Origin of the sequence: Pedobacter yulinensis, from assembly GCF_003029735.1 — a bacterium.
Classification (GTDB): Bacteria; Bacteroidota; Bacteroidia; order Sphingobacteriales; family Sphingobacteriaceae; genus Pedobacter; species Pedobacter yulinensis.
The window spans coordinates 624,233-646,516 of the sequence record NZ_KZ686269.1 but is presented as its reverse complement, the minus strand read 5'-3'; the positions used below and the strand labels follow the sequence as shown (position 1 = coordinate 646,516).

Here is a 22,284-nt window from a genome sequence, read left to right as displayed (position 1 = left end):
AAATTACTAATTATTTTAGTATTACCAAATTTTTTAAAATTTATTTTTATGTCCAACATCGCAGCGAATCTCAAATACCTCAGGAAGAAAAAAGGCCACACGCAGCAGCAATTTGCTGATATTATGGAGATTAAAAGATCACTTATCGGCGCCTATGAGGAAGATCGTGCCGAGCCTAAATATGAACTGCTAAAAAAAATAGCAGAGTATTTCGACCTGACAATCGATGAGTTTATCAATGAGCGCATTACAGATTCCTGGAAACCGAAACCCAAAAGCTCGGGTTCCAACCTGCGTATCCTGAGTATATCTGTTGACCAGGATGAAAAAGAAAACATCGAACTGGTTCCGGTAAAGGCCAGCGCCGGTTATCTGAACGGGTATGCCGATCCTGAGTACCTCAGCCAGATGCCGCGGTTTCAGCTTCCGATCCCTGCGTTGCGGCAAGGTACCTTCCGTGCTTTTGAGATCATGGGCGACAGCATGCTGCCGGTGCAGCCTGGAAGCATCATCATCGGCGAATACCTGGACAATTGGAACGATGTCAAAGCGGGCGAGACATATGTCGTAGTCAGTAAAACAGAAGGTGTTGTGTACAAACGGGCCGGCAACAGGTTCCGAGAAAACAAAGACCTCAAACTTATATCAGATAATAAACTGTACGATCCGTACCAGATCGCTGCCGACGACATACTTGAAATATGGAAAGCGAAGGCCTATATTTCAACAGCTTTGCCTGAACCAGCACCTGAACCGACCATAGAAACCCTGACCAGCATGATGTCGCAAATGCAGAAATCGATCTCACAGCTTAACAAGAATTAACAAATTTTAACAGCTGCCCTGTTAAACTCTTTTGGCCCGGCGTACTCTATCTGATCAGGCTGGCGCAGGCAAAGTGCCGCTAAACACAAATTCAGAACAGATGAAAAAGTTAATTCTTACCGCAGTGATCGCTGTATTTGCTTTTACTGCAAGCTATGCGCAAGATAGCACCCGAACCAGGCTCCATAAGGCCAAAGGCACCGCTGAGCAGCGCGCGAAAAACGCAACCGCCATGCTCACAGAAAAACTGGCACTTACTGCCGAACAGCAGAAAAAAGTGTACGACATTGAACTGGAGCGTGTAAAAACATTTGAAGGTATGCGCCGGCAGACAGGCCAGTCTGCCACGATGGAAGCGAGAAAAGCAGCCATGAAAGCAAGTCGGGATAAAATGAACAGCGTTTTAAGCCAGGAACAACAGACAAAATTCGATAGCCTGCGAACCGCACAGCGCCGCCAGATTCGGCCAAAGTCTGAAAGCGATAAGGCCAGAAAAAAACATAAGGGCGTTGAGACTGTGACCCCACCGGCTCCTCGTTAGTAACATACAGGCATAGAAAAAGCGTTGCGAATCACAACGCTTTTTCTATTTTTGAGCACCATGACCGACATTCAAAGGTTCATCGAATCGAAGTTGAACAGCCGCCGGGAAGCGGGCCTATTGCGCCAGCTAAAAAGCGGCAATCCACTTTACGATTTTTGCTCGAACGATTACCTGGGCTTTGCAAGAAACGACGCTATATACAAACGGGCCTCAGCGCTCGCCCCGCACTTTGGGCCGTATCTGAATGGCTCGGGTGGCTCACGGCTGCTTAGCGGAAATCACGCATGGACAGAAGAGACCGAAGCCACCATTGCCAGTTTTCATGGTTTTGAACGGGCCTTACTGTTCAACTCAGGCTACGACGCCAACCTGGGCCTGTTGTCATCCTTGCTGCAGCGAGGAGACACCGTCATCACCGACGAACTGATCCATGCCAGTCTCATTGACGGCGCCCGGCTAAGCCTGGCCACGCGACAACGTTTTGCGCACAATGAGCCAATGGCGCTCGAAGCGCGTCTGAGGCAAGCCCGCGGAAATTGTTACGTGGTTATAGAAAGCATTTATTCTATGGATGGCGATACTGCACCGCTCGCCGATATTGCAGCACTTTGCCGCCGCTACGGCGCAGGGCTCATTGTAGATGAAGCCCATGCCATTGGGGTACTGGGCAAACAAGGCCGGGGACTGGTTGCCGAACTTGGCCTTCAGGAGCAGGTCCTGGCCTGCGTTTACACATATGGCAAGGCCATGGGCACGCATGGTGCCGCCATATGCGGCAATAATTTACTTCATGATTACCTGGTAAATTTTGCCCGTTCATTTATCTATACAACTGCTGCGCCGCCGCATGCGGTGACCAGTATTTTTGCAGCCTACCAGGAGCTGGCAGCGGCCGATTACCAGGCCCGGCTGCGACAAAAGACTACTCTTTTCGATCAGCTATGTACCGAGGCGTCATTGCCAAATCCCGGCGGCGGCGGGGCTATCCGCTCATTGAGCTGCCCGGGCAATAAAAACGCAGCATCAGCAGCATGCGCAATTCAGAGCGCCGGTTTTGACGTCCGGGCGATCCGCTCGCCTACCGTAGCCGCTGGTTCAGAGCGGCTTCGCATCTGCCTGCACACTTTCAATACAGAGGCCGAGATCACCACGCTGGTCAATACGCTCAGCAACATTTTCAAATAAAACTTAACATGCGACAAGCTTACTTTATATCGGGCATTGGCACGGGCGTTGGTAAAACGCTGGTCAGTGCCATCCTTACAGAAAAACTGGGGGCAGATTACTGGAAACCGGTTCAATCTGGCGATTTGCATGCCAGCGACAGCATGAGCGTGGCCGCACTGATCAGCAACGACAGAACCCGCATCCATGATGAAGGCTACCGCCTGAACAATCCCTTGTCTCCCCATGCATCAGCCAGCCTGGACGGAATCACCATCAAGCCGGAACTGCTTAAACTTCCTGAAACCGGCAACGACCTGATTGTGGAGGGCGCCGGCGGACTGATGGTACCACTTAATGAGCGCTTCCTGGTTTCTGACCTGATGGCTCAGCTTGGGCTGCCGGTTATCCTGGTCAGCCGCGACTACCTGGGCAGCATTAACCACACGCTCCTGAGCTGGTACATGGTGAAACAGGCAGGACTTCCATTGAAGGGCATTATATTTAACGGTGCTGAAAATGCCGAAAGCCGGAGATACATCCTGCAGTATACCGGCATGGAATTACTAGGGGAAATCCCCGAACTGGACAAGATCAATCAGGAGGTTGTCAGGGCAATGGCAGAAAAGATCAACCTTACCTGAGGCAGAAAAAGGGGCTTAAATGAGAAAGGGAATTCCTCGCGAATTCCCTTAAAACCAAACAAACTATTTTTATGAAGTATGATAATAACAAGCCCGGTTATAAATGGTTTTAAACCAGGTAAAAAAAGTTCAGATATTTTTTTTTGGCATCTCAGTAACAGCGATAAACAGCTGATTTGAAATTTATTACAAACAAAAACGGGAAGGCAAATTGCCCTCCCGTTTTTTCTGGAGTAACCAGTTTCGTATGCTACTTTACTGCGTCGATCACTGCTTTGAACGCCTCTGGGTTGTTCATCGCCAGGTCAGCAAGAACTTTACGGTTCAGGCCGATCTCTTTCGCGGCAAGTTTTCCAATCAATTGTGAATATGAAATTCCGTGCTGACGGGCACCGGCGTTGATACGCTGTATCCAAAGAGCGCGGAAAGATCTTTTCTTAACTTTCCGGTCGCGGTAAGCATATTGTAAACCTTTTTCTACCGTGTTTTTAGCAATGGTGTATACCTTGCTTCTTGACCCCCAATAGCCTCTGGCTAGTTTAAGGATTTTTTTTCTTCTTCTTCTCGAAGCTACTGCGTTTACCGAACGTGGCATGTTGTTGATGTGTTTTGGTAGGCGGCGTTGCGTTTTTCAGCAAACTTACTACCGGATACCTGGTTAATGAATGAATTTACTTTCCGATGCAAAGCATACGTTTTACGTTGCCCATATCTGCGTCGTGTACCATACTGGTGTGACCCAGATTGCGCTTACGTTTAGTCGACATCTTTGTCAGGATGTGGCTTTTGTATGCATTCTTTCTCGCGATTTTACCTGTTCCAGTAAGCGTGAACCGCTTTTTAGCACTGGAATTGGTTTTCATTTTTGGCATAACTCTGTTTTTATATAAATTTCAATTTATTTTTTGGCAACCTTCGGTGCGACGGTTAAAAACATCCGCTTTCCCTCCAGTTTCGGAAGCAGCTCGACCTTGCCGACTTCTTCCAGCGCCTGGGCAAATTTCAGAAGCAGGATCTCGCCGTGTTCTTTATACACGATGGCCCTTCCTTTAAAATGCACATATGCACGTACTTTCTCGCCATTCTCCAGGAAACTGATCGCGTGCTTCAGTTTAAACTGAAAATCGTGATCGCTGGTATTTGGTCCGAACCGGATCTCTTTGATCACGGTCTGTTTTGCATTGGCTTTGATCTCCTTTTGCTTCTTCTTCTGCTCGTAGACGAACTTGCTGTAATCGACGATCTTACATACCGGCGGCACCGCATTCGGTGAAATTTCAACGAGGTCCAGTTCGAGGCCATCGGCAAGTGCCATGGCTTTTGATAATGGATAAACACCGGGCTCCACATTGTCACCGACCAGGCGAACTTCAGGCGCCTTTATAAATTGGTTGATGTTGTGTTCTGCTTCTTTTTTCTTAAAAGGAGGTCGCGGCCCCCTGTTAAAACCTGGTCTACCTAATGCCAAACTTTTACGCTTAAACGGTTATTTCTTTAATTAATAAACTGTTAAACTCCGCCATCGTCATTTCACCAAGGTCTCCTTCTCCATGTTTTCGAACAGAGACCTTTCCTTCATTCATCTCCTTTTCGCCAATAATCAGCATATAAGGAATCTTTTTGACCTCAGCGTCACGGATTTTCCGTCCGATCTTTTCATCCCTAAAGTCAATCAGCCCGCGAATATCGGAATTATTTAAGTTATCTAAAACTTTTTTTGCATAATCTTCATACTTTTCAGAGATCGGCAAAATGATAAACTGCTCGGGTGTAAGCCATAGCGGGAAATTGCCTGCACAGTGTTCGATCAGAACGGCCACAAATCTTTCCAGTGAACCAAACGGCGCCCGGTGTATCATGACCGGCCGGTGTTTCTGGTTGTCGCTGCCGGTGTACTCCAGTTCGAAACGCTCGGGCAGGTTGTAATCTACCTGGATTGTACCCAGCTGCCATTTTCTACCCAGGGCGTCTCTGACCATGAAGTCGAGTTTTGGCCCATAAAACGCCGCCTCACCGTACTCGATAACCGTTTGCAAGCCTTTCTCGGCCGCTGCTTCAATAATTGCACTTTCTGCCAGTTGCCAGTTCTCGTCACTACCGATGTATTTGGTCTTGTTGTCCGGATCGCGCAGGGATACCTGCGCCACATAGTTATCAAAGCCAAGTGATTTAAATACATACAATACCAGGTCGATCACTTTTTTAAATTCATCTTTTACCTGGTCAGGCATACAGAAAAGGTGGGCATCGTCCTGGGTAAAGCCGCGTACCCGCGTCAAGCCATGCAATTCCCCGCTTTGCTCGTACCGGTAAACCGTACCGAATTCAGCAAAACGAACAGGAAGGTCTTTGTACGACCGCGGTTTAGACCGGTAAATCTCGCAATGGTGCGGACAGTTCATCGGTTTAAGGAAAAACTCCTCTCCCTCCTGCGGTGTTTTGATCGGCTGAAACGAATCCTTACCGTATTTTTCATAGTGTCCTGAAGTGATGTACAGGTTCTTATGGCCAATGTGCGGCGTGATGACCTGCTCATACCCTGCTTTCTGCTGTGCCTTGGTCAGGAAACTGACCAGGCGCTCGCGCAATGCGGCGCCTTTAGGCAGCCAGAGTGGCAGGCCCATACCAACCTTTTCAGAAAACGTGAACAGTTCAAGCTCCTTACCCAGTTTGCGGTGGTCGCGTTTCTTTGCTTCCTCAATCATTTGCAGATACTCGGTAAGCTCGCTTGCCTTCGGAAAAGTAACACCGTAGATCCTGGTCAACTGTTTCCTGGTCTCATCGCCGCGCCAGTAGGCACCGGCAACGTTCATCAGTTTAACAGCTTTAATAAAACCGGTATTCGGAATATGCGGCCCCCGGCAAAGATCGGTAAATTCGCCCTGCGTATAAAAAGTAATGCGGCCGTCTTCCAGCCCGTCAATCAGGTCAAGTTTATATTCATCGCCCTTTTCTGTAAAATAAGTAACGGCATCGGCCTTGCTGACCGCTTTTCTTGTGAAAGGCGATTTTTGCCTGGCCAGCTCAATCATCTTCGCCTCAATGGCTTTGAAGTCTTCGGATGAGAATTCCCGGTCACCAAAATCGACATCATAATAAAAGCCGGTTTCAATGGCCGGTCCGATCCCGAATTTGGTACCCGGATACAGGGCTTCCAGGGCCTCGGCCATCAGGTGTGCGGAGGAGTGCCAGAACGTATTTTTTCCTTCCTGGTCGTTCCAGGTCAGCAGTCTGACAGTCGCATCTGCTTCGATGGGACGCGATGAGTCCCATACTTCTCCGTTTACCTCGGCAGCGAGCACATTCCGCGCAAGACCTTCAGAAATAGAGAGGGCAATTTCGTGGGCAGAGACGCCCTTTTCAAACTGACGTACAGAACCGTCAGGCAGTGTAATGTTAATCATCTACAACTATGATTTATGTTTATAAAAAAAATATGCCGATCACCTACCATGTGATCATGTTTCCGGCGAAATTAAAAAAATTCTGCGTAAGCTGCGCAGCCTCAATAGTCTTTGGAAATAAAAGCAGCTGCTCCGGGAAGCAGCTGGCCTTAAACCAGCGAAGCAGCCACCAGGGCTGCTTCACGATAGGTACTTATTGCTGTGACCGGGGCGCGCCGGCTCAGCAGATCAATTGGTTTGCATGCGTATGGTTGGGCGCCCGCCGTTCCTGAGCCGCCGCATGTTACTTTCCATCTTGGCACGGTAAGCCTCGGGGGTGATGCTGATGCCTTTTTTTGGCAAGGCTACATCGCGCTCTGCAACACGCCTGTATTCAATGCTTTTAGCAGTGATGGTGTTGCCGCGGCTTTCAATGGCCAGAACCGCACCTTCTTGCCAGATGGCAGGGTTCGGTGAAAAATCGAAGCCAAGCTCTTTCGTGTACCAGACATGCGTTTCGCTGGTTACGTTGCTCTCCTGCCCCATCAGGTTCATCTTGCGGGTGGTCTTGATGGTGTACTTGTTACAGGTAAAGCCGAGAATTTTCTTCGTCTCATCAGACTTCACTGTTTCAACGACAGGCGGGGTCATTGCCGGCCGGTTCGCGTTTCCGCCGCCGCTAAACGCTGGCATTTGTGGTGCAACGCCCAGTTTGCTTTCCATAAAATAGGTTGTATCGCTCAGGTCGAAGACCTCCGTTAATTTTTTCCCGGCAAAATCATAATAGTAACTTTTGTTGCCACCCATGCCGCCAAAACGCATCATCATACCGCCAAAACCCCGGTTACCGCCACCGCTGCCGTTGCTGTCTTCCATTTCCTCCACTGGCATGTAACTTGCCTGGGCCGGCGTAAAAAGCAGTTCAAAGTCGGTGGTTTGCTTCTGCGGCATGCGGGCTTTCTGTTCATCAGACAGTTGTATGCCATTCGCCGAAGCCATAGCCGCCGGATCAAAAACAGACTGAAACTGGATAGCACCCGATTTTTTTTGCTGTGCCTGCGCGGCCTGGAAAAGGGTTACGGAACAGAGAAGCGCGATAAGTAGTTTTTTCATGATTGCACTGGGCCGCAAATGACGGCCCGAGCCACAAAAATACCAAGACGGCCGCGCCGCGCCCGTTAAATTTTGTTAAATCGCCAAATCGTTACAGAGAGGCTTAATATTCAGTGCTTTCCAGCCAGCCATTGGCCAGCACATCTGCAATGTGTATGGTTTTGATTGGAAGCTGGTGCTGATCGATATAACCCTGCAGATGAAGCAGGCAGGAATGATCGGTTGAGATGATGTAATCGGCCTGCTGGTCGAGCGCATTGCGCACCTTCTGTTCTGCCATGGCCGATGATATGGAGGCAAATTTTACAGCAAAGGTTCCGCCAAAACCGCAGCAGGCGTCGGTATCGTTCATTTCGACCAGTTCAAGGCCATGTACTTTTGAAAGCAATAACCGGGGTTCATCTTTGATGCGGCATTCGCGCAACGCGCTGCAAGAATCATGGTATACTGCTCTGCCCTCCAGCTCGGCGCCAAAGTAATCTTTACGCGCAATGTTTACGAGGAAGTCAGAAAGTTCCATGATGTTCGACTGCAGCGTGCGGCACTTGTTATGAACGGTGGTATTTGTAAACAGGTCGTTGTAGCCGCCTTTAACCATACCCACACAGGAGGCCGAAGGCGCCACGATGTAATTCTGATCAGAGAAATCGGCAAGAAATTTTGTACCGATCTCTTTGGCTTCCTCCCAGTAGCCGGCATTGTAGGCAGGCTGCCCGCAACACGTTTGCCGGGAGTTATATTGCACCTTATATCCGGCTTTCTCGATCAGTTTGACCGTGCTGAAAGCGGTCTGCGGGTGCAACTGGTCTACAAAGCAGGGTATAAAGAGTTCAACGGTCATCTTGTATAAGTAAGTTTGATAGTATTGCAGGCAAAGTTAAACTTTTGCAACACTTTGCGGCTCATGTTTGCGCAGCGTGAGCAAAAATATCAGTCCTGCTACAAAAAATAACGCCAGTGCCAGCGTTGAATTGCGCATGCTGCCTGTAAATTCTTCTATGTAACCAAAACTGAACATGCCAAGCACAAGCGCCACTTTTTCTGCCACATCGTAGAAACTGAAGTAAGACGTATGGTCGGGGCTGTCTTGCGGCAGGTATTTCGAATAGGTGGAGCGCGAAAGGGCCTGGATGCCGCCCATAATGAGCCCGACCACTGCAGCAAGGGCATAAAACTGGTATTCGGTGCGTACGAAATAGGCGGCCAGGCAGCAGCCGATCCAGATGATGATCACGCCGATCAGCACGCGCAGATTTCCCAGGAATCGTTTCGAAAGGTAAGACATCAGCAATGCACCCGGAATGGCTACAAGCTGTAGCAGAAGAATCGTGCCGATCAGCTTGGTGGTAGATAACTCCAGTTCTTTTTCGCCAAAGATCGTTGCCATGAGCATGACCGTTTGCACGCCCATAGAATAAAAGAAGAAGGCAAATAAAAATCTTTTCAGATGCGCCATTCGTTTGACCTCAGTCCAGACTTTCTGCAGTTCTTTAAAGCCGCTGGTCATGACATTTTTGTCAGCGCGGTTAAAATTCGGACTCCCTTTTGGTAGTGCTTTGAACGGAATCTGTGCAAAACCCATCCACCAGAGGCCAACCAGCAGAAAAGACAGCCTGGAGGCTTGTCCCTCGCCCGATAAGCCGAACGCACCGGGAAAAAAGACGAAAACAAAACAGATGATCTGCAGAATAACACTTCCTATATACCCATACGTAAAACCTTTTGCGCTTACGTTATCCTGCCGGTCCGGCGTAGCAATCTCAGGCAGGTATGAATTGTAAAAGACGAGGCTTCCCCAGAATCCGATTGCAGCCAGTACGAACAGCACAACGCTTAGCTGCAGGGTTTCTGCTTCAAAAAAATAGAGACCGCAGCAGGCAATACCACCAAGATAGGTGAACATTTTCATGAAGACCTTCTTATTTCCGCGGCTGTCGGCAACCGACGAAAGGACCGGCGAAGCTATGGCAATAACCAGGAAGGCCACGGCCATGGCATAACTGTACAGCGTCGAATTGATGAACTTACGTCCCATAAAAAACACATAATCAACCGTGTCAGGATTCTTATCTGAAGTGATGGCGGCGTAATAGGCAGGAAAGATGGTCGAAGTGATTACGAGATTGTAGGCAGAATTTGCCCAGTCGAAGAATGCCCATGACCGGATCATTCTTTTGTCGTTTTTTTCTGTCATTGATGGCGATAATAGCCCCTAAAGTAAATAAAAAAACTAAAGTCGGCATACAACAACATGTGCGCCGCCGCGGGGATCACCGCATTGCTGAACCTGCAGCGCTTGTTTATAACACACGTTCCATTTTCGCGCTGCCGGATTTTTTTTCATCTACTTTTGCCGGACTTCCTTTATAATAAATCTCACTCGCGCCCGAAGTATTCACTTTAAGTTCATTCAGCACATTGATATTACTTTTCGCCACACCTTCACTTTGTATTTTGTACCGCCCCACAACGAAGTCGTAGGCAAGAAGTTCCGATGAGCCGTTCATGCGGATATCGTGCGTCCCCGCCTGGCCGGTAAAGCTGAGCTTACCATCGCCCTCCATTCTTGTTTTCACTTCGCCCGCGTTAAGTTTTAATGTCGATGAGACCGTGCCACTGAATTGAAGTTCAATATCTTTAAGTTGCAGTGTTCCCTCGTTGCTGAGCTGCACCGGGCCTTCTGCCTCTACAGAAGAAAGCGCCGAGACCCCGATGTAAACGGCCACCCGCCCTGTACTGCACAATTCGCGGTTCAGGCGAATGCTGAGTTTGCGGCCATTCACCTCGGCTTTTACATGCTCCATGACGTTTTCGTCTGCCGTAATTTTTAATTTATGCGTGCTGTCCTGGATCAGGTTTACTGTTACGGGACCTTTGATCTTGATGCTGTTAAAATCAGGAAGGCTTATATCTTTGTTAATCCGGTTGCCGTTGCCCTCCAGGCAATCCCTGTTACAAGCAGTCATGGCGATAAGCAGCAATGGTATGAGGGGAAGTATTCTTTTCATAAGTATCGTTTTGTTTCAAACAAACCAATAAAGCTTATGTTGGCAGGAATTACAGATAGTAGTTATTGCCGTCTGTTTTGATTTTTCCTGCGTCCAGCAATTCCCTGATGCGGGTGAGCCGCTCTGGGTCTGAGCCGGTTTTAAGCACCTGCATCAGCTCATCTATACTGAACCGCTCCTGCTGCAGAGCCCCGAGTATCTCAAAATCAATCTGGTCGTCGAGTTGCTCTGCCCTTGCTTTCCGCCTTTCAGCCAGGCAGACATCACAGTTTCCGCAGGTTTCCCTGCTGCGTTCGCCAAAATAATGCAGCAGCTGCTGGCTCCGGCAGGCCGCTGTGGTAACGTAGCCGGTTACAGCACGGATCTGTTCGCGCTGCACACCTTGCCGCCAGTTCAGGTAAACCACGTCCAGGTCGAAATGCAGCAGGTCGGTTCTCGGGCGTAAAAAGGTAAGCTGGGGATCATCTGTTTGCGGCAGGTAGTGCAGCAGCTCAATTTTGTCAAGGTGCCGCAGCGCCGCGACGATCTCGTTGTAAGAATGGCCTGTACGTTTTGCGATTTCTGACTCGCTGATGCCAACGTACTGATCAAAACTGCCGCCGTAACTTCGCAAGATAACCTTGATCAGCGAATCATACTGGCGGTTCTCGATCTGGAACCGGTACAGTTCCTCATGCCCGGTCAGAAATATGACGCGCGATGGATTGTAAATCCGGTCAGAAAGCACGAGGTAGCCGTCATGTTCAAGAAATTTAAGTGCCTGAAGGGTCTTATTGGGGTTCAGTCCGAATCGCCGGCAAAAGTCGCTGAGGTCGAAAGCGAGGTTCAGTCCCTCTCCCGCCCCATAAGCAAGCTGGTAAAAGTTGCCCAATTGATGGTACACCTGTTTTACCTCGTCGGGTGTGGGGAAATGGTCACGAAACCTGGCCTCAAGCATACGCTGTTCCGCCTTGCCGCCGAAAAGAACGGCGTAGGCCCGTTTTTCGTCCCGGCCTGCCCGGCCTGCTTCCTGGTAATACGCCTCGAGGCTTTCGGGGAGGTCCCAGTGCACCACAAAACGAACATCAGCCTTGTCAATGCCCATACCGAAAGCATTTGTGCAGGCCATTACACGTATGCTGCCGCTTTTCCAGGCCGCCTGCTTCGCGAAACGAACGTCCTTTTCCAATCCGGCGTGATAAAAGTCGCTCGCAATGCCGTTACGTTGCAAAAACGAGGCTACCTCAGTTGTTTCACGCCGGTTTCGAACATAAACCAGGCCGCTGCCGCGAAGGTTTCGGACCACGCTCAGCAGTTTCCGGTGTTTGTCTTCGTCATCCGCAACCACATAACTGAGGTTACTCCTTGAAAAACTTTTAACGAAAATGTTTGGCGCTTTTAGTTCGAGTTTGCCTATCATGTCGGCACGTACGGCATCGGTTGCCGTTGCCGTGAGCGCAAGCACAGGCGCTTGCGGGGCAAACTCGCGCAGGGCTTTCACTTCCAGGTAAGAAGGCCTGAAATCGTATCCCCATTGGGAAACACAATGGGCTTCATCTACAGCAATGAGGTTGACGTTCATATACGAGATCCGGATCCGGACCAGTTCAGAAAGCAGTCTTTCAGGTGAGAGGTATAAAAAGCGGATGTTGCCATAAATGCAGTTATCAAGCAGAATGTCAATCTCACGTTTACCCATGCCGGCATAAATGGCAACCGCTTCTATCCCACGCGACTTCAGATTTTCGACCTGGTCTTTCATCAGGGCCACGAGCGGTGAAACCACGATACAAATGCCCGGCCGCATCAGGGCCGGAACCTGGAAACAGACAGATTTGCCACCACCGGTGGGCAGCAGCGCCAGCGTATCATTGCCGGCCAGAACAGAGGCAATAATCTCCTGCTGCAGCGGACGGAACGCCTGGTGCCCCCAGTACTTTTGTAAAACTTCGGTTTCTGACATAAAACGGGAACACCAAAACTAAAAAAAACGTGCTGATATTGCTAAATTGCGCTGCTTAAAACCCAGATATGATCAGAAAAGTACTTTCATGCATCCTTCTTGTATTGCCGTTCTTCACATCAGCCCAGGTTAAACCGGGATGGGATGTTGAGAAATATAAAGGATCGACAAAAAGTATCACCATCAATACGAACGAGGGAACCTGGATGAACCTGGATGTAAGCCCGGATGGGAATGAGGTTGTCTTCGACCTGCTGGGCGATATTTATGTGATGCCTGCTGCCGGCGGGACGGCACGTTTGCTTAGCGGCGGGCCGGCATGGGATGTGCAGCCGCGCTTCAGCCCCGATGGCAAATACATCTCCTATACGAGTGATAAAAGCGGTGCCGATAACATCTGGATCATGGATCGCGATGGCGGCAGCAAAAAACAGGTCACAAAAGAAACCTTCAGGCTGCTGAATAACGCGACCTGGATGCCCAACAGCCAGTATATCGTTGCACGCAAACATTTTACGGCGAGCCGTTCGCTGGGTGCCGGAGAAATGTGGATGTACAGCATTTTTGGTGGCGACGGGGTGCAGCTAACCAAAAGAAAAAACGACCAGCAGGATGCCGGCGAACCAAATATTTCGCCTGACGGGCGTTATCTCTACTTCAGCGAAGATGTGAGCCCTGGCCCCAACTTTGAATACAGCAGGGACCCGAACGGAACCATCTATGCGATCAGGCGCCTTGATCTGAAGACAGGCAAACTGCGCGATTTTATCAACGTCCAGGGCGGCGCGGCCAGGCCTCAGGTTTCGCCCGACGGCAAAATGATCGCCTACGTCAGGCGGGTCAGGTTAAAATCGGTGCTGTTTGTACAAAACATCAGCACAGGCGAGGAATGGCAGGTTTATGATGAGCTGTCGCGCGACCAGCAGGAAACCTGGGCGATCTTTGGCGTGTACCCGAATTTTGCCTGGTCGCCCGACTCAAAGAGTCTTATATTCTATGCAAAAGGGAAGATCAGGAAAAGCAGCATGAATGGCTTCCAGGTGCAGGAAATTCCTTTCAGCGCCAACTGTGTGCAAACTGTGCAACAGGCGCTCCACTTTCCACAGCAGGTTTTCGAGGAAGATGTAGACGTTAAAATGATCCGCCAGCTTGTTACTTCGCCCGACGGGAAAACCGTTGTATTTAACGCTGCAGGTTACCTGTATAAAAAAGAATTACCAAATGGCAATCCCGAACGGCTCACCAGGTCGACCGAGTTCGAGTTTGAACCCGCATTCAGTCCTGACGGCAAATCGATCGTGTACGCAAGCTGGAGTGATGAACTTAAAGGAGCGATCAAGAAGGCCGATCTGCGCACCGGAAAGGTTACTGCCCTGACGGAAGAAAAGGGGTATTACTATTCTCCGCGCTACAGTACCAGGGGCGACCGCATTGTGTTCAGAAAAGGTGTGGGCAATGAAACGCTCGGTCTGAGCCATGGACGCAACACGGGCATTTTCCTGGCCTCAGCAAACGGAGGCGCCGCGCAACTGGTAAGCGAGTCAGGTATCCGGCCGCAGTTCAATGCAGAAGATACGCGCATTTATTTTCAGGGATATAGCGATGGCAAAAAAGCGCTGAAAAGCATTGACCTTCACGGTGCCGACGAACGCACACACTATACCTCAAGCTACACGACACAATTTTTGCCTAGCCCTGATGGTCGGTGGCTGGCCTTTACCGAGTTCTTTAACGTCTACGTTACACCGCTGGTCACCATTGGCAGCGCACTCGACCTCTCTTCGGGCAACAAAAGTATCCCCGTTAGCCGGGTAACGAAAGATGGAGGCAGTTATATTCACTGGAGCGGAGACAGCAAGAAACTGATGTGGACGCTTGGTCCGAAATATTTCAGCAGGGAGCTGGCCAAAACCTTCAGTTTTGCTGATGGCGGGCAGACCGCTGCGGCACCCATTGACACCACAGGCCTCGACCTCGGCCTGAAGCTGAAGGCAGATCTGCCTACCGGCCTGATTGCCCTTAAAGGCGCACGGCTGGTTACAATGAAAGGCGAACAGGTTATTGAAGACGGAACCATACTCATTGAAAATAACCGCATCAGGCAGTTGGGCAAAACGGCCGATGTCAAGATACCGGAGAAGACAAAAATAATCGACGTAACCGGGAAGACCATCATGCCCGGAATGATAGATGTTCACGCCCATTTGCGAACCAGCCCTGACGGCATTTCGCCGCAGACCGACTGGTCGTACCTGGCCAACCTTGCCTTCGGCGTAACGACGGCGCATGATCCGTCGAGCAATACAGAGATGGTGTTCAGCCAGAGCGAGATGTTGAAGACGGGACGCATGATCGGGCCCCGGCTCTACTCGACCGGTTCTATTTTATATGGAGCAGATGGCGATTTCAAGGTCACCATCAACAGCCTGGATGATGCGCTTTCTAACCTTAGGCGGCTCAAGGCAGTCGGTGCTTTCTCTGTGAAATCCTACAACCAGCCAAGGCGCGAACAGCGTCAGCAAATACTGGAAGCGGCCAGACAGTTGAAGATGGAAGTGGTTCCTGAAGGCGGCTCCACGTTCTTCACGAATATGAACATGATTGCCGACGGGCATACGGGTATTGAACACGCCATTCCGGTAGTGCCTGTTTACAATGACGTAGCGCAGTTCTGGAACAAAACGAATGTAGCCTATACGCCGACGCTTATTGTCAGTTACGGCAGCCAGTGGGGCGAGAATTACTGGTACGACCGCACGAATGTCTGGGAAAACGAACGCCTGATGGCCTTTACCCCCCGCGGCATCATTGACGCCCGTGCCCGCCGCCGTACAACTTCTGAATATGCAGACTATGGACATATTGAAGTGGCACGCGCAGTAAAAAAGCTGGCCGATGGCGGCACCCGTGTTAACCTCGGCGCTCACGGCCAGATCCAGGGGCTCGGAGCACACTGGGAACTCTGGATGCTGGTTCAGGGCGGCATGACGCCGATGCAGGCATTGCGCTGTGCAACGCTGAACGGCGCTGCTTACCTGGGAATGGACAAAGAGATTGGTTCGCTGGAAAACGGGAAACTTGCTGATCTGGTCATTATGGATGCCAATCCGCTGGAGGATATCCGAAATTCTGAAAAAATTAAGTATGTCATGATCAACGGCCGGCTGTACGACAGCATGAGCATGAACGAAACGGGCCTCCGCGAAAAACTGCGCGGCAAGCTGTGGTTTGAGAATGACAGGAACGTGTCGCTGACGTATCCGCAGGGAAACATCGAAACCTGGACATACACGGTGCCGCATTGCGACTAGCAGCGCGGCACCGTTTTTTATCCGGCCGGAACGACCCTCGTTGTCAGCCAGCCGAGCAAAAGGATCTGCCGTAAGCCTCTATGCGGGTTTCGCGTTACAGATCCTGTGCAATCAAAAAACCACTTGCCCAGGCCCACTGAAAATTGTATCCGCCCAGCCAGCCTGTTACGTCCACACATTCACCGCCGAAATAAAGGCCGGGAATTTTACGGCAGGCCAGTGTTTTCGGCCACAGTTCATTCGTATCGATCCCGCCGCGCATGACTTCAGCTTTGTCATACCCTTTATCGCCTGCTGGCTTGACGGTAAACCGGTGGATCGTATCGTAAACCCGGTTTATTTCTTCTTTTGTCAAAGCGGCCACAGTTTTAGACAGCGGCAGGAATTTACCCAGAGCCTCACTAAACCGCCTGGTCACAAAGCGCTGCAGAAAAGCGGCGAGCAGGGTGCCGCCGTTCGATTTACGCTCCTGCTCCAGAAGCGGAACAATATCTTTGCCCGGAAGCAGGTTTAGGGAGATGGTTTCGCCCCTGCGCCAATACGAGGAAATCTGCAGAACCGCCGGGCCGCTCAGTCCCCAGTGCGTAAACAGTACGTTTTCTTCAAAATCGATCCGCTCGTTCCCAACACTGGCGAAGACCGAATTGCCCGAAAGCTGTGCATACCAGCTTTCATCCTTGCCGGTAATTGTAAGCGGCACCAGTGCCGGAGCCGTTTCGACAATTTTCAGCGCCTGTTTCCTTCCCCAACGCAGGGCAAAATCGCTCGCGCCCATCTTTGGGATCGGTAATCCGCCGGAGGCGATGACCACCTTCGGACTGCTGACCGTATCCAGGCGGCCATCTTTCTCATATTCGACCTCGAAGCCCTGTTCCAGGGGCCTGATATCTTTAACTTCCGCACCGCACCTGATTTCCTGGCCAAAATCAGCACACAGTCTGGTGAACAGGCGGACAACATCTTTTGCATTTCCGTTGGCCGGGAATAACTGACCGAGCGTCTTTTCAGCACCAGGAATACCGTTCAGTTCAAAAAAAGATATGGTATCCTCAACCGTCCACCGGCCCAATGCATATTTAATGAAATGCGGATTGGCAGATATGAATTGCTCGGCTGTTGTGAAGAGGTTAGTGTAGTTGCAGCGACCACCGCCAGAGATCAGGATCTTGGCTCCCGGCTGCTTGTTTTTTTCAAGCAGCAACACCTTCTTGCCCAGGTAACCTGCCTGAACCGCACACATCAACCCGCAGGCGCCTGCACCGACAATTATCGCATCTGCCACCATCTTTTCCTAAATATTCTTATTTTTGGCCAAAATTAGCATACTTTCTTGACCTTATGGCAAAACAGATCAGTGATTTAAAATTGGGCATCCTTGGCGGCGGCCAGCTTGGTCGCATGCTGATCCAGGAAGCCATTAATTACAACCTGGTTACCCATGTGCTCGATCCCGATCATGATGCACCCTGCAAGGACATTGCCCATAAGTTCGAATGTGGTTCTATTACCGATTTCGACACGGTGTACCAGTTCGGCAAGAAGGCCGATATCATCACCATCGAGATTGAAAAGGTAAATATAGAAGCGCTTGAACAGCTGGAACGAGAAGGTAAGATCGTTTATCCGCAGCCAAGGGTTATCCGGCTCATCCAGGATAAAGGGATTCAGAAACAGTTTTTTAAAGAAAACGATATCCCCACCGCCCCTTTCCAGCTTTTCAGCAGCAAGGAAGACCTGCCCAATTGTGCTTTCCCCTTCCCCTACATTGTTAAACAGCGGCGCGACGGCTATGACGGCAAGGGCGTTATGCTCATCAGCAATGCAGATGACGCGGATCAGGCATTCGAATCGCCGCTGCTGGCAGAAGCCCTGGTCGATTTTGACAAGGAGATTTCGGTGATCGTTTCGCGAAACGCAAACGGTGATGTGCGCACTTTCCCGGTGGTCGAAATGGAGTTCAACAAAGAGGCCAACCTGGTCGAATTTCTGATTTCCCCGTCCACCTATCCCGAAACCATACAACAAAAGGCTGAAAAAATCGCGGTCAGCATTGCTTCAGCACTCAACATAACCGGTCTGCTTGCAGTAGAAATGTTCGTGACCCACGACGGCGATATCTTGGTTAACGAACTGGCCCCGCGGCCGCACAACAGTGGTCACCACTCCATAGAAGGCAACTATACTTCGCAATTTGCACAGCATCTGCGCGCCATTTTTAACCTCCCTCCCGGCGATACGCGTGCTTTGAGCAATGCGGTAATGATCAACCTGCTTGGAGAAAAGAAACATGAAGGATTGGCTGTTTACCAGGACCTGGAGCGCGTAATGGCCATTGAAGGGGTTTACGTTCACCTTTATGGAAAAAAATACACCAAACCTTTCCGCAAAATGGGCCATGTAACCGTTGTTGACCAAAACCGCGAAAAAGCGATAGAAAAAGCACGTTATGTGCAGCAAACCTTAAAAGTAATCAGCTAGATATGGAGCAAAAACAACCGGCTCAGGTAGGAATCATCATGGGCAGCAAGTCTGACCTGAACATTATGCAGGATGCGGCAGACGTTTTAAAGGAATTTGGGATCGCTTTCGAGATCACCGTCGTTTCAGCACACCGCACCCCTGAGCGCATGTTCGACTACGCCAAAGCCGCTGCCGGCCGGGGCATCCGTGTCATTATAGCCGGTGCCGGCGGTGCTGCGCATCTTCCCGGTATGGTGGCTTCGATCACAACTTTACCGGTTATCGGCGTTCCCGTAAAATCTTCAAACTCCATAGACGGCTGGGACAGCATTCTGTCCATACTCCAGATGCCAAACGGCATTCCGGTGGCAACTGTAGCACTGAATGCCGCAAAAAATGCAGGCTTACTGGCTGCACAGATCCTTGCTACCTCGAGCGAAGAGCTGACCGGCAAAATGCAGCAATATAAAGACGACCTGAAAAAGAAAATCGAAGAAAGCGCCGCCGAGGTAGAAGCGAAAAGCTGAAGACCTGCAGGTGGCGTCCCTGTCTGGTCCTGGTGCGAATATCGGTGCGGCATGCCTGTTGGTACGCTTTGGTTTTCAGCCGCTCTTTATCAGCGGTGGTTCAACACCATACAATTTCAATTTAAGCTGGGATCAGTCGGAAAATTGCTGACATGTGCATATTTCGGTCCCATGTCGATAACCACTTCCTTCCATAGCCGCTCCATGTCTTCGTTGAACAGGATGTCGGGATGCGAGACATTTCCGACAATCCAGGTATTCTGGTCTATCTCATCGTCAAGCTGACCGGTCCCCCAGCCTGAATACCCCAGGAAAAACCGGATGTCTTCTTCAGCGATCGCATTGTTCTGCAGCAGGATTGTCAGGGTTTCGAAGTTTCCGCCCCAGTAAAGGCCGTTTCCCAGGTCGTGTCCGCTTTGCAGCAGGTCATAACACCGGTGCACAAAATGTAAGGTGTCCTGTCCGACCGGGCCACCGATAAACACCCGGTGACTTGCGGCCGCGAAATCTTCCACAACATCGCCTATTTCAAGGTCACTGACCTGGTTCACGACATAACCCAGCGTACCCTCTTCCGTATGCTCGGCGAGCAGTACAACGGAGCGTTTGAAGTTCGGATCCATCATGAAGGGTTCTGAAATCAGGATCCTTCCGGCTTGTGGCGATAATTTACTCAGCATATGGTTTCAGATTGTGGTGGTTACAATATATAACCAAATTAACGTAATTTTGTTGCATGCAGATCACCACAGAATTTATCCAGAACCTGCGCCAGGACTACCGCAATGCAAGCCTGGAAGAAAAAGACACCGAAGCCGACCCCATTCTCCAGTTTGCCATATGGTTTGAAAACGCCGTGCAGGCAAACATCTATGAACCAAATGTCATGACTGTGGCTACCGCAAATGCACAGGGAAGACCATCTGCTCGCATTCTTTTGCTGAAAGGCTACGACCAGGAGGGCTTTGTATTTTACACGAATTACAATAGCCGGAAAGGCGATCACCTGGCAGAAAATCCGCAGGCTGCCCTGCTGTTCTTTTGGGATGAGCTGGAGCGGCAGGTACGCATAGAAGGAACCGTCAGCAAAATTGGCGAGGAACGCTCCGTTCAGTATTTCCAGTCGCGGCCCCGTGGCAGCCAGATCGGGGCTGCTGCTTCGCCGCAGAGCCGTGTCATTCCTGACCGGGCCTACCTGGAAGACAAGGTAAATATGCTGACCGCGCAATTTGATGGACAGGACGTACCAAAACCGCTGGAATGGGGTGGTTACCAGCTCAGGCCAGACTACGTGGAGTTCTGGCAGGGACGTCCCAGCCGCCTGCATGACCGCATTGCCTACCGGCTGATGGAGAACGGCATCTGGGTAAAAAACCGCCTCGCTCCCTGATCATTTAGCCGCACGCAACAAGACCAACTTATTTTTCATGGACATAAAAAACATCACCGTCATCGGATCCGGCACCATGGGCAACGGCATTGCCCATACCTTCGCGCAGCACGGTTTTAACGTGTCGCTGGTCGATATCAGCACCGAAGCCCTGGACAAAGCCCTACAGACCATTACCCGCAACCTGGACCGCCAGGTAAGCAAGGGCATTCTGACCGGCGAACAAAAGCACGCCACGCTGGGCCGGATCAGGACTTTTACAGAAACCGGACCAGGCGTAAGCGACGCTCAGCTGGTGGTCGAGGCGGCAACTGAAAATACCAACCTGAAACTGGACATTTTTGCCCAGCTGGATAAACTGGCGCCGTCAGATGCCATTCTGGCCTCTAACACCTCGTCAATCTCGATCACCAAAATTGCGGCACGCACCGGCCGCCCTGAAAAAGTGATCGGCATGCACTTCATGAACCCGGTTCCGGTGATGAAGCTTGTTGAGGTTATTCGTGGCTATGCCACAACCGACGAGACGACTGCACGCGTCATGGAACTTGCTGCAGCACTCGGCAAAAGCCCGGTCGAGGTTAATGATTACCCCGGGTTTGTTGCAAACCGGATCCTGATGCCCATGATCAATGAAGCCATTTATTCCTTGCACGAGGGCGTTGCCGGCGTGGAGGAAATTGATACGGTAATGCGGCTTGGCATGGCGCACCCGATGGGGCCGTTGCAGCTGGCCGATTTTATCGGGCTTGATGTCTGCCTGGCCATTCTCCGGGTACTGCAGGAAGGTTTCGGAAATCCAAAATATGCACCCTGCCCGCTGCTCGTTAACATGGTTGAAGCAGGCAAACAGGGAGCAAAAACCGGCGAAGGTTTTTATACCTATACGTCCGGCTCGAAAGACCTGGTCGTTTCGGCCAAATTTCAAAAATAGCTTTACCTTTAACAGATGAACGAAAACCTGGACCCGGAAGCGTACAACCTCAGCCCTGCCGAACGAGATATAGAGAAGGTGCTGCGCCCGCAGGCATTTGAAGATTTTACCGGGCAGGAAAAGGTGATGCAGAACCTGAAAATTTTTGTGCAGGCTGCAAAAATGCGCGGCGAAGCGCTGGACCATGTTCTGCTGCATGGCCCGCCCGGACTCGGCAAAACAACCCTCTCGCACATCATTGCCAACGAAATGGGCGCGGGTATAAAGATCACATCGGGCCCGGTTCTGGACAAGCCAGGCGACCTAGCTGGATTGCTTACCAACCTTGACACCGGCGACATTTTGTTTATCGATGAAATTCACCGGCTCAGTCCCCTGGTTGAGGAATACCTCTATTCGGCTATGGAAGATTTTAAGATCGACATCATGCTGGAAACTGGTCCGAATGCCCGCTCGGTTCAAATTTCGCTGAACCCGTTTACGCTCGTGGGTGCGACCACCCGTTCCGGTTTGCTTACTGCCCCGTTACGCGCCCGCTTCGGGATCAATTCCAGGCTGCAGTATTATGATGCCAAGCTGCTGACCACCATCGTACTCCGGTCTGCAGAAATTCTCCGCACACCGATCACAGACGAGGGTGCATTTGAGATTGCCCGGCGCAGCCGCGGTACGCCGCGTATTGCCAACGCGCTGCTCAGGCGTACCCGCGACTTTGCACAGGTAAAGGGAAATGGCAGCATCGATACAGAAATAGCAAGCTTTGCCCTCAACGCCCTGAATGTTGATGAGCACGGGCTCGACGAAATGGACAACAAGATCCTGATGACCATCATCGAAAAGTTCAAAGGCGGGCCGGTCGGTCTGAAAACCATTGCTACGGCTGTAGGGGAAGACGAGGGCACGATCGAAGAAGTTTATGAACCGTTCCTGATCCAGGAAGGTTACCTGATGCGAACGTCCCGCGGCCGCGAAGCGACAGATAATGCTTACAAACACCTGGGCCTGAACCGGCCGGGAGCCTTACCGACCCTTTTCTGAT

The 22,284-nt window shown here is 50.7% G+C and carries 21 protein-coding genes; 10 read left to right on the top strand and 11 right to left on the bottom strand.

Going from position 1 to position 22,284, the window contains the following annotated elements; all coding sequences use genetic code 11:
- The first annotated feature begins 48 nt into the window (after window positions 1-48).
- The 4 genes from C7T94_RS10180 (at window position 49) to bioD (ending at window position 3,177) form a co-directional block, all read left to right on the top strand.
- A complete protein-coding gene (locus C7T94_RS10180) occupies window positions 49-825 on the top strand; it encodes an XRE family transcriptional regulator (protein WP_107215242.1) in 777 nt (258 codons plus the stop codon).
- 100 nt (window positions 826-925) lie between these two features.
- On the top strand, window positions 926-1,366 hold the full coding sequence (locus C7T94_RS10175) for a hypothetical protein (RefSeq protein WP_162618646.1): 441 nt from the start codon (window positions 926-928) through the stop codon (window positions 1,364-1,366).
- Window positions 1,367-1,426: 60 nt separating this feature from the next.
- Window positions 1,427-2,554 (top strand): aminotransferase class I/II-fold pyridoxal phosphate-dependent enzyme, encoded by a 1,128-nt coding sequence (locus C7T94_RS10170; protein ID WP_107215240.1) that lies wholly within the window; start codon window positions 1,427-1,429, stop codon window positions 2,552-2,554.
- 8 nt (window positions 2,555-2,562) lie between these two features.
- Window positions 2,563-3,177 (top strand): dethiobiotin synthase, encoded by a 615-nt coding sequence (bioD, locus tag C7T94_RS10165; RefSeq protein ID WP_107215239.1) that lies wholly within the window; start codon window positions 2,563-2,565, stop codon window positions 3,175-3,177.
- A 250-nt stretch (window positions 3,178-3,427) separates the two neighbouring features.
- On the opposite strand, the gene rplT is transcribed toward bioD, so the two are convergent.
- The 9 genes from rplT to C7T94_RS10115 all read right to left on the bottom strand — a co-directional run bounded on the left by rplT (window position 3,428) and on the right by C7T94_RS10115 (window position 12,623).
- Window positions 3,428-3,772, bottom strand: coding sequence for a 50S ribosomal protein L20 (gene rplT / locus C7T94_RS10160; RefSeq protein WP_107215238.1), 345 nt, complete (start codon window positions 3,770-3,772; stop codon window positions 3,428-3,430).
- A gap of 76 nt (window positions 3,773-3,848) precedes the next feature.
- On the bottom strand, window positions 3,849-4,049 hold the full coding sequence (rpmI, locus tag C7T94_RS10155; protein WP_107215237.1) for a 50S ribosomal protein L35: 201 nt from the start codon (window positions 4,047-4,049) through the stop codon (window positions 3,849-3,851).
- Between the two features lie 26 nt (window positions 4,050-4,075).
- On the bottom strand, window positions 4,076-4,645 hold the full coding sequence (infC, locus tag C7T94_RS10150; protein ID WP_107215236.1) for a translation initiation factor IF-3: 570 nt from the start codon (window positions 4,643-4,645) through the stop codon (window positions 4,076-4,078).
- A gap of 10 nt (window positions 4,646-4,655) precedes the next feature.
- The gene (gene thrS, locus C7T94_RS10145; protein ID WP_107215235.1) at window positions 4,656-6,581 is read right to left on the bottom strand and encodes a threonine--tRNA ligase; all 1,926 of its coding nucleotides are present in this window, start codon (window positions 6,579-6,581) and stop codon (window positions 4,656-4,658) included.
- 228 nt (window positions 6,582-6,809) lie between these two features.
- Window positions 6,810-7,673 (bottom strand): hypothetical protein, encoded by an 864-nt coding sequence (locus C7T94_RS10140; protein WP_239494981.1) that lies wholly within the window; start codon window positions 7,671-7,673, stop codon window positions 6,810-6,812.
- A gap of 103 nt (window positions 7,674-7,776) precedes the next feature.
- Window positions 7,777-8,514 (bottom strand): (Fe-S)-binding protein, encoded by a 738-nt coding sequence (locus C7T94_RS10130; protein WP_107215232.1) that lies wholly within the window; start codon window positions 8,512-8,514, stop codon window positions 7,777-7,779.
- Window positions 8,515-8,550: 36 nt separating this feature from the next.
- Complete coding sequence (locus C7T94_RS10125; RefSeq protein ID WP_107215231.1) at window positions 8,551-9,867, bottom strand: MFS transporter; 1,317 nt, start codon at window positions 9,865-9,867, stop codon at window positions 8,551-8,553.
- A gap of 106 nt (window positions 9,868-9,973) precedes the next feature.
- Entirely contained in the window at window positions 9,974-10,681 is a 708-nt protein-coding gene (locus tag C7T94_RS10120) for a head GIN domain-containing protein (protein WP_107215230.1), read from the bottom strand.
- Between the two features lie 49 nt (window positions 10,682-10,730).
- Window positions 10,731-12,623 (bottom strand): RecQ family ATP-dependent DNA helicase, encoded by a 1,893-nt coding sequence (locus tag C7T94_RS10115; protein ID WP_107215229.1) that lies wholly within the window; start codon window positions 12,621-12,623, stop codon window positions 10,731-10,733.
- A gap of 68 nt (window positions 12,624-12,691) precedes the next feature.
- On the opposite strand from C7T94_RS10115, the gene C7T94_RS10110 reads away from it, so the two are divergent.
- Window positions 12,692-15,934 (top strand): amidohydrolase family protein, encoded by a 3,243-nt coding sequence (locus C7T94_RS10110; RefSeq protein ID WP_239494980.1) that lies wholly within the window; start codon window positions 12,692-12,694, stop codon window positions 15,932-15,934.
- Between the two features lie 94 nt (window positions 15,935-16,028).
- Here C7T94_RS10110 and C7T94_RS10105 read toward each other — a convergent pair whose 3' ends face one another.
- Complete coding sequence (locus tag C7T94_RS10105; protein ID WP_107215228.1) at window positions 16,029-17,219, bottom strand: BaiN/RdsA family NAD(P)/FAD-dependent oxidoreductase; 1,191 nt, start codon at window positions 17,217-17,219, stop codon at window positions 16,029-16,031.
- 53 nt (window positions 17,220-17,272) lie between these two features.
- On the opposite strand from C7T94_RS10105, the gene C7T94_RS10100 reads away from it, so the two are divergent.
- Both C7T94_RS10100 and purE read left to right on the top strand, forming a co-directional pair.
- Entirely contained in the window at window positions 17,273-18,412 is a 1,140-nt protein-coding gene (locus C7T94_RS10100) for a 5-(carboxyamino)imidazole ribonucleotide synthase (protein ID WP_107215227.1), read from the top strand.
- 2 nt (window positions 18,413-18,414) lie between these two features.
- The gene (gene purE / locus C7T94_RS10095) at window positions 18,415-18,921 is read left to right on the top strand and encodes a 5-(carboxyamino)imidazole ribonucleotide mutase (protein WP_107215226.1); all 507 of its coding nucleotides are present in this window, start codon (window positions 18,415-18,417) and stop codon (window positions 18,919-18,921) included.
- A 116-nt stretch (window positions 18,922-19,037) separates the two neighbouring features.
- Here purE and C7T94_RS10090 read toward each other — a convergent pair whose 3' ends face one another.
- On the bottom strand, window positions 19,038-19,601 hold the full coding sequence (locus tag C7T94_RS10090) for a YqgE/AlgH family protein (RefSeq protein ID WP_107215225.1): 564 nt from the start codon (window positions 19,599-19,601) through the stop codon (window positions 19,038-19,040).
- 56 nt (window positions 19,602-19,657) lie between these two features.
- Here C7T94_RS10090 and pdxH point away from each other — a divergent pair, with 56 nt between their 5' ends.
- The 3 genes from pdxH to ruvB are packed head-to-tail and all read left to right on the top strand — an operon-like array spanning window position 19,658 to window position 22,283.
- The gene (gene pdxH, locus C7T94_RS10085; RefSeq protein WP_107215224.1) at window positions 19,658-20,311 is read left to right on the top strand and encodes a pyridoxamine 5'-phosphate oxidase; all 654 of its coding nucleotides are present in this window, start codon (window positions 19,658-19,660) and stop codon (window positions 20,309-20,311) included.
- A 37-nt stretch (window positions 20,312-20,348) separates the two neighbouring features.
- Entirely contained in the window at window positions 20,349-21,245 is an 897-nt protein-coding gene (locus C7T94_RS10080; protein WP_394340998.1) for a 3-hydroxyacyl-CoA dehydrogenase family protein, read from the top strand.
- Window positions 21,246-21,260: 15 nt separating this feature from the next.
- Entirely contained in the window at window positions 21,261-22,283 is a 1,023-nt protein-coding gene (ruvB, locus tag C7T94_RS10075; protein ID WP_107215223.1) for a Holliday junction branch migration DNA helicase RuvB, read from the top strand.
- The last annotated feature ends 1 nt before the right edge of the window (window position 22,284 follow it).